An 8,610-nucleotide genomic window follows, 5' to 3' on the forward strand; every position below is an offset into this window, starting at 1 on the left:
CATGGTCCTACGCCAGGAACTCGCGGGACAGCAGCGGCCGTTGGACTTCTTCATCAGTTATTCGCCGGCCGACGAGCGCTGGGCGGCCTGGATAGCGTGGACCCTGGAGGAGGCCGGATACCGCACCGTCATCCAGGCCTGGGACTTCGTGCCGGGGACGAACTTCGTCGATTTCATGGACCGCGGCGTCAGCGAGTCCGTCGCCGTCATCGCCGTCCTCTCCCGCAACTACGAGCGCTCCCGCTACGGCCGCATGGAGTGGCAGGCCGCGCTGCGCGCCGACCCCGACGCCCCCGAGCGCAGACTGATCACCGTCCGCGTCGAGGACATCCCGGTCGAGGGCCTGCTCGCCACGATCACCTACGTCGACCTGGTCGCCGTCCACGACACCGCCGCCGCACGCGATCTGCTGCTCACCCGCGTCGGCCAGGCGCTGGAGGGGCGGGCCCGGCCCGCCGAGCACCCCGGCTTCCCCGGCGGCCGGGGCGCCGCCGCCCCCGGTGTCCCGGGCGCCATCCCCGGCATCCCACGGCCGCACTCCGACCGGCAGCTCGGCAGCCCCGGCTGGGCGGGCCGCCGGCGCCCCGCGAGCCCGCCCGGTTACCCGCAGGCCGCCGAGGAGAACCACGCCAGGGAAGCCGTCTCCGTGCTCCACCTGGCCGGCCCCGGCTTCGGCCGCGGCGCCGACCCCGCCGAACTCCAGGCCGCCGTCTGGGGCGACCTCGTCGAGCTCACCGACGCCGGTGCCCCCGCGCCCGATCTCCTCGTCGTCACCGGCGACCTCACCGCCTCCGGCAGCCCGCGCGAATGCGACCAGGCGCTGACCTTCCTGACCGGACTGCGCTCCCGGCTCGGCCTCGCCGCCGACCGGCTCGCGGTCGTACCCGGCGGGCAGGACGTCAGCCAGGCCGCCTGCCGCGCCTACTTCAGCACCTGCGAAGCCGACGAGATGCAGCCCCGGCCGCCCTACTGGCCCAAGTGGCGCCACTACGCACGGCTGTTCCAGGAGCTCTACCAAGGCCTCGACGCCGTCTTCGACAGCGACCAGCCCTGGTCCCTCTTCCCCGTCCCCGCCCTGCGCACCGTCATCGCCGGGATCAACTCCTCGATGGCCTACAGCCACCGCCCCGACGACCAGTACGGCCGGCTCGGCCCCGAACAGGCGGCCTGGTTCGCGCAGGCCCTGCGCCCGTACGAACAGGAGGGCTGGCTGCGCCTCGGCGCCCTGCGCCACCCACCGGGCGCCCTCCGGTCGCTCGACGGCGTCGCCCCGGGCCAGGCGCGCGAGAGCGGCGGACCCCGCCGGGGCCACGAAGACGGCCCCGGCGTCGGCGGCCGCCGCCCCGGCACCGCGCCCCTGCGCGACAGCGACGTGCTCGCCCGGCTCACCGGCCCCCGGCTGCATCTGCTGCTGCACGGCCCCGCCGGTGACCCCCGCGCCGCCGACGCCTCGCCCACCGCCGCCGCACTGCCCCTCGCCTCCGGGGAGCTGCCCGTCCTCGGCGCCGCCGCCCCCGCCCGTCACCAACTGCTCCGCCTCACCCGCGACGGCCTCACCCGCTGGCCCGAGCGCCCCGGCCGGGAACCCTGGCACTACGCCTGTGAGTGGCGCGGCGCCCGGCGTGCCTTCGGCCCGCCGCAGCCACCGCCCGCCCCCGGCACCGAAGCACCCGCCACCGCCGGGACCGCCCCCGGCACACCGGTCGACGAGGAGGTCACCGGGCAGCCCGTCGCCGGGCCGGAGGCCCGGGCCGTCGAGGGCCCGCTCGACGGCCTCGTCGCCCGCGTCGCCGACGTCTGCCGCATCCGGCACGAGGGCGTCCAGCTGCGCCGCCTCCCCGGCGACGTGCCGGGGCTGCTGGCCACCTGGACCGAATCCGGCTTCGTCCGCCAGCAGCGGGTGGCCGTCTGCGTCGGCACCCCCCAGGCCGAGGACGTCGACCGCTTCATCGACCACATCTACGCCTCCGACACCGAGCCCGACGCCGAGCTCGTCCACGACGGTCCGCCACCCGCGCGCGAACTGCGCGAGCGCGCCCGCCGCCGGGGCGTCCTCATCCGCAGCTTCACCGAATTCCAAGGCCTCCTCGACCTGCGCGGCTACGTGGCCGCCCAGACCGAACGGCTGAGCACCGACCTCCAGTACCAGCCGAGCCTCTACCTCCCCCAGCGCTACCGCGAGATCGAGCGCCTCGGCGGCGCGGAGCGCGACGGGCTCGTGGCGGACCTCCTGCGGCTGCTCGAAGCCGACCACGGCCGCTTTGTGTTGCTCCTCGGCGACTTCGGCCACGGCAAGACCTTCGCCCTGCGCGAGCTGGCCCGCCGCCTCCCCGAGGAACTGCCCCACCTCGTCCCGCTGCTGATCCAGCTGAGCGCCCTCGACAAGGCGCACACCCTCGACGGCCTCGTCGCCGCGCACCTGGCGAGCCATGGCGTCGACACCATCGACCTGCGCGCCTTCCGCTACATGCTCCGCCAGGGCCGCATCGTCCTGCTCTTCGACGGATTCGACGAACTGGTCAACCAGGTCAGCTACGACCGGGCCGCCGACCACCTCCAGGTGCTGCTCGACGCCGCGGTGGACAACGCCAAGATCGTGGTCAGCAGCCGCACCCAGCACTTCAGATCCCAGGCCCAGGTGCTCACCGCGCTCGGCGAGCGCGTCGGGCTGCTCCCGCAGCGCCGTGTCCTCGCCCTGCAGGAGTTCTCCCCGCAGCAGATCCGCACCTACCTCGTGAACCGCTACGGGGACGAGCACGCCGCCGACCGCAGGGTCCGGCTGCTGGAGGGCATCCCCGACCTGTTCGCCCTGTGCCGCAATCCCCGCCTGCTCAGCTTCGTCGCCGACCTCGACCACGAACGGCTGCGCGCGGTCGCGGGCGCGGGCCGCGCCCTGAGCCCCGCCGGGCTGTACGAGGAGGTGTTCACCTCCTGGCTCCGGTTCGAGGAGCGGCGGGGCCAAGGAAGCCTCGGCAGCCCCCCCGGCCTCAGCCTGCGCCAGCTCTGGCGGGCGGTGACGACCCTCGCCCTGCGCCTGTGGGAGAGCGGCGAGGGCGCCCTCCGCCTGGACGAGCTGACCGATGTGGCCGAGGTGCTGAGCGGGCTGGCGGACAGCAGGCTGTCGGTCGGTCAGGCCGCGCACGCCGTCGGATCCGGCAGCCTGCTGGTGCGCACCGACGAAGGCCTGTTCCAGTTCATCCACGGCTCCGTGGTCGAGTGGCTGGTCGCCCGCGAGGCCGCCGCCCGACTCGGCCACGGCGACCGCGGCGAGGTCGGTCTGCTCGCCCGCCGCCCGCTGAGCCAGTTGGCGGTCGAGTTCCTCTGCGACCTCGCCGATCACCGCGCGTGCCAGCAATGGGCGGAACGCACGCTGGCCGACGGCACCGGCCCGGACGCGCGGGGCGGCGCCTGCGAGGACGACGAAACCGCCAGGGCCAACGCCGTCAAGATCCTCAGCAGGCTCCGGGTGCCCGCCCACACCGACCTGCGCGGCGCCCTCCTCGCCGGCGAGGACCTCTCCTACCGCGACTTCTCCGGCGTCGACCTCACCCGCGCCGACCTCACCGACGCCGGCCTCGTCGGTGCCGACCTCACCGGAGCCGTCCTGCGCGACGCCCGCCTCACCGGCGCCCGGCTCGACGACGCCCATCTCACCGGCGCGGACCTGCGCGGCGCCGACGTCCGCGGCGCCCGGCTGATCGGGACCGACCTGCGCGGTGCCCGGCTCGACGGCAGCCGCTGGCACCAGGCGGCCCTGATCAACGCCGAGTTCGACCCCACCGCCCCGGCCACCCCCGAGTTGAGCACGGCTGCCATCGCGCCCGGCCTGTCCGTCGGCATAGGCTTCCGGCCCGCCGCGGTCGGCGTCCCGTACGGCTTCGACATGCGTACCAGCCGACTTCCCGAGCCCGTCTCCTACAGCCCCGGCGGTGAACTCCTCGCCCTCGGCAGCGAGGACGGCGGCGTCCTGGTGTGCGACGCCGCCACCGGCACCGCCCTGCGCACCCTGCAGGGGCACATGGGGCGGGTCTACGCCGTGAAGTTCCGCGGGCGGGTGCTCGCCACCGGCGGCGCGGACGGCGTCGTGCGCCTGTGGGACCCCGTCGCCGGTACGTGCCGTCACCGGCTGGAAGTCCACCCCGACGGGGTGTGGCCGGTCTCCCTCGATCCCGCCGGTGACCGCCTCGCCACCGGTGACGCCGAAGGCACCGTCACCCTCTGGGACACGGCCGACGGGACGGTGACCCACCGGCTGCCCGGCCACCGGGCCCCCGTCTACACCGCGGTCTTCAGCCCGGACGGGGCCCTCCTGGTCACCGGCGACGCGGCTGCGTCCGTCCGGTTGTGGGACACCCGCTCCGGCCGCCTCCTCGGCGAGCTCGAGGGTCACCGCGGGGCCGCCTACCGCGCGCGGTTCAGCCCGGACGGCACCCTGGTGGCCACCGGCGACATGGGCGACGACGATCACGGCTCGGTGCGGATCTGGGACGTCGGGACTCTCCGGCTGCGCCACGAACTGACGGGCCACACCGGCCGCGTCTACACCCTGGACTTCCACCCGGGCGGCCGGCTGCTGGCCAGCGGCGACACCGAGGGACAGGTCCGGCTGTGGGACCCGGTGACCGGCACCCCCGCCGGGGCGTCACTGGAGGTTGCCGGGGCCGTGTACCAAGTGGTGTTCGACCCCGAGGGCACGGTCCTGGCGGCGGGTGGCAGCGACGGCGCCGTCCGCCTGTGGCGGGTCACCCGGCGGCCCGAGGACTGGTCGGTCGTGCCGCTGCGCCAGCGCCCCCCGGACCATCAAGGGTCGGTCTGGGCCTGCCGGTTCCGCCCCGGTGAGGGAATCGGCGGCGCCCAGGAGCCCGGCCCCCTGCTGGTGACCGTCGGCAATGACGGCGTGGTGCGGTTGTGGGACACCTCGACCGGCCAGGGGCGGCGGATCCTGCGCGGCCACGGGCGCAAGGTCGCCAGCCTGGCGTTCAGCGCCGACGGCACCCACCTGGCCGCGTGCGGCAACGACGGTCTGGTCCGGCTCTGGGATCCCGCGACCGGCCGGCGCGTGCGCGAACTGGCCGGTCACAACGACCGTCTGGTCTCCGCGGTGTTCAACCCGGCGGGCCCCGTGCTGGCGACATCGAGCAGCGACGGCGACGTCTATCTGTGGAACGCCGCCACGGGCGACTACCAGCGCGAGATCGACGCCGAGACCGACCATGTGTGGGCGGAGGCGTTCAGCGCCGACGGCGGGATACTGGCCACCGCGAACGACGACGACACCGTCCGGCTGTGGTACCGCAGCACCGGTGCCCATGTGGCGACGTTCGCCCAGCACCGGGGGCGGGTGCGCTCGATAGCGTTCCACGCGGACGGCTCCCGGCTGGCGACCGGCTGCGACGACCGGTTCGTCCGGCTGTGGGACCTCTCGGAGCACCGGCTGACCGCCGAGCTCGACGGCCACACCGACCGGGTCTACGCGGTGGTCTTCGGGCCCGGTGACGGCTGGCTGGCGAGCGTGTCCTGGGACGGCCAGGCCATCGTCTGGCGGGACGGCAGGCCCCGGCACCGGCTGACCGGTCACTCGGGCCGGCTGTGGACCGCCGCGGCCCACCCGAGCCGCCCGCTGCTGGCCACGGCCGGCGACGACCGGGTGGTCCGGCTGTGGAACCCCCTCTACGGCTTCGAGACGGGCCGCCTCACCGGCCACACGGGCCGGATCCTCGCCGTAGCCTTCAGCCCCGACGGTTCCCTGCTGGCCAGCGGCGGCGAGGACGGCACCGTACGGCTGTGGAACGTGGCCGCCGAGGGCGAACCGACACCGCGCGCCACGCTGATCGGCGTGCCGGGTGGCTGGGCGGCGCTGGCGCCCTCGGGCGCCTACAAGTACGACGGCGACATAGCCGGTGAGTTCTGGCACGTCGTGGGGATGTGCCGGTTCGAGCCCGGCGAGCTCGACGACCATCTGCCGGGCGTCCGACGGCTGGCGACGGACGATCCGATCTGACGGTCCGGTTGAACCTGCGCAACACCATTCGTACGCGACGACAGGTGGACCACGATGCCTCTTGAGGGCGAGTACGAGCCGAGTCCGGCGCAGTGGGTGCGCGACCAGGTCGAGCTGTACGAGAGTTCGGGCGGCACGCAGGGGACGACGCTCTGGGACACCGGCCTGCCCGTCGTCATTCTCACGACGCGAGGCGTGCGGAGCGGCAAGATCCGCAAGATCCCGCTGATGCGTGTCGAGCACGAGGGGCGGTACGCGGCCGTGGCCTCGAAGGGCGGCTTCCCGCGTCACCCGGTCTGGTACTTCAACGTCAAGTCCGACCCGCACGTGGAGCTCCAGGACGGGCCCGTACGCCGGGACATGACGGCCCGTGAGGTCACCGGAGACGAGAAGGCCGAATGGTGGGAGCGCGCGGTCGCCGCGTATCCGCCGTATGCCGAGTACCAGGAGAAGACCAACCGTGTGATCCCCGTCTTCGTCCTGGAGCCCGCGTCCGCGGCAGGGGCGGCAGACGCGCCACCGTCGTGAACGAGGACCTGAGCCGCGCGGCCCACGACCTGCTGCGCAACAGGTTCCGACAACAGATCGAGGTCGAAGAACAAGCTCAGCGGCGCAGGAGATACAGCCGCCAGAACATATGCTTGATCGGGAGGACCTCGATGTCGTCGTAACCGGCCCGCTGGGCGTACTCGCGGAAGACGGGCGTCCGCATGACCGTGCCGGTGGCGGCGGACGGCTGCTCGGCCATGCTCGTGGGCAGGCAGTACAGCAGGCTCGCCCCGTAGAAGAACCGCTGGATCTCGTCCGCCGGCGCCTCGAAGGTGTCCGGCACCCGCTCGTCCGCGATGAGCGCCACACCGCCCTCCGCCGTGATCCGCCGGATGGTCCGGAGCACGTCGACCGGACGGGCCATGTCATGGATCGCCTCGAAGACGGTGACCAGGTCATAGCGCCCGGCGATGTCCGGATCGGCGGCATCGCGCGCCCGGAAGTGGACCCGGTCCGAGACACCCTCGGCGCTGGCGTTGGTATGGGCGTCATGGATGGCGGCGGCGTCGATGTCGTAGCCGTCGACGGTGGCCTTGGGATAGGCCTTGGCCATCACGATGGTCGACCAGCCGGCGCCGCAGGCGATGTCGGCGATGCGCGCCGGGGGATCGGTGAGCAGCCGGGCGTGCACCTCGGGGACGGCCGGCAGCCATTCGTCGGCCAGCAGGTGGAGGAACTGGGGCCGGTTGCCCGCGGCGATCATCTCGCGGACGTCATTGCCGTACACGGCCGCCGGCACGCCGCCACCGGTGCGGATGGCATCCATCAGCAGACCGGTACGCGGCTGCATCATCCCGCCGACCAGCCACCCGAGGAAGCCGAGATAGTTCAGGCTGTCCCCGTCGAGCAGCACCTCGGCGTGCTCCGGCGGCAGCGTGTAGCGCCGCTCCCCGGCGGGCCGGGCCGGATCGTCGACGTCCAGGATCCCGGCGGTGGCCTCCTGCTCCAGCCACTCCCGGGCGTACCGTTCATGGACCCCGGCGGTGTCCGCGAGCCCGTGGGTGGTCAGCGGGCCGTGGTCGACCAGCGCCCGGTACAGGCCGAGTTTGTCACCGAGGTATACGCAGACCAGCTCGACCGAGCCGATCCCCGCGTCGAACAGACGCCCGACGAAGGCGTCCCGCCGATCGGTGTCGATCGGCGCCGATTGCATGGTCATGTCCCGTCACACTCCCGCCGCACGGGCCGCGCCCGTCGGCCGGCGCCGCGCGCCGGAGGGGCGCGACAGGGGCTCTCTCCATCGTCTGCCCGTCGCGGACCGCTGTCCACCGGCGACGGGGCAGGACCGGCCCGCGCCCGGCGTCACTGCCCCGGTGCCCTACGGCCGCCGGCCCAGGAGGGCGACGAGGCGGTCCTGGACGGGGGAGTCCTCGGGCACCGGCACGGGCGGGTCGAAGATCCCCGCCCCCTGCCAGCTCTTCACCTGGGGTTCCACGATCGCGTACACGGCCCGGGCGAGTGCCTCGTCGAGGCGGTCGTCGCCGCCGATACCGCGCGCCAGATCCCAGGCGTGCACGGTGAGGTCACCGACCATCTGCCACGCGTAGTCGCCCGCGGCGCCGACACCGCCACTCGTGTGCACCTCGCCGTCCAGCGCGCCGGGCGCGTGGAAGGCCTCCCGCGACGCCGCCGCGGCCCGGTCCCAGGCGCGCCGGGGGTGGTCCCCGAGCACATCACCGTCGAACCGGTCCCCGACCTCGTCGAGGGTGGCGCCGCGCAGCAGCCACGGCGCCCAGAGATGTTCGGCGGTCAGATGGTTGACCAGGTCACGCACCGACCACTCGCTGCAGGGCGTGTCCGTCGTCCACTGCCCTTTGTCCACCTCGTGCACCCGGCGGTCGAATTCCCCCATCGCCCTGTCGTACGCGTCGAGAAGTCGCATGTCTTCCAGTAGAACACCGGAGTCTTCCCATGGAACACCGGGAGGTGCGCGCCCCGGGGCATGGAAGGACCCGTCGGGGGGGGGGGGGGGGGGGGGGGGGGGGGGGGGGGGGGGGGGAGAGAGGGGGGGGGGGGGGGGGGGCGGGGGGGGGGGGGGGGGGGGGGGGGGGGAGGAGAAA

General features: G+C 74.0%; 4 protein-coding genes. 2 read left to right on the top strand and 2 right to left on the bottom strand.

What is annotated here, in order from left to right; translation table 11 throughout:
* The first annotated feature begins 1 nt into the window (after nt 1).
* Nucleotides 2-6,001: a WD40 domain-containing protein gene (locus ACZ53N_RS08175; RefSeq protein WP_469140108.1), complete on the top strand. Its 6,000-nt coding sequence runs from the start codon at nt 2-4 to the stop codon at nt 5,999-6,001.
* A gap of 54 nt (nt 6,002-6,055) precedes the next feature.
* A complete protein-coding gene (locus ACZ53N_RS08180) occupies nt 6,056-6,529 on the top strand; it encodes a nitroreductase family deazaflavin-dependent oxidoreductase (RefSeq protein WP_469140109.1) in 474 nt (157 codons plus the stop codon).
* Nucleotides 6,530-6,605: 76 nt separating this feature from the next.
* On the opposite strand, the gene ACZ53N_RS08185 is transcribed toward ACZ53N_RS08180, so the two are convergent.
* Both ACZ53N_RS08185 and ACZ53N_RS08190 read right to left on the bottom strand, forming a co-directional pair.
* Nucleotides 6,606-7,709, bottom strand: coding sequence for a class I SAM-dependent methyltransferase (locus ACZ53N_RS08185; RefSeq protein WP_469140110.1), 1,104 nt, complete (start codon nt 7,707-7,709; stop codon nt 6,606-6,608).
* Between the two features lie 159 nt (nt 7,710-7,868).
* Entirely contained in the window at nt 7,869-8,432 is a 564-nt protein-coding gene (locus tag ACZ53N_RS08190) for a TIGR03086 family metal-binding protein (RefSeq protein WP_469140111.1), read from the bottom strand.
* Between the last annotated feature and the right edge of the window lie 178 nt (nt 8,433-8,610).

The sequence above is a fragment of the Streptomyces sp. NPDC033229 genome, assembly GCF_055576875.1.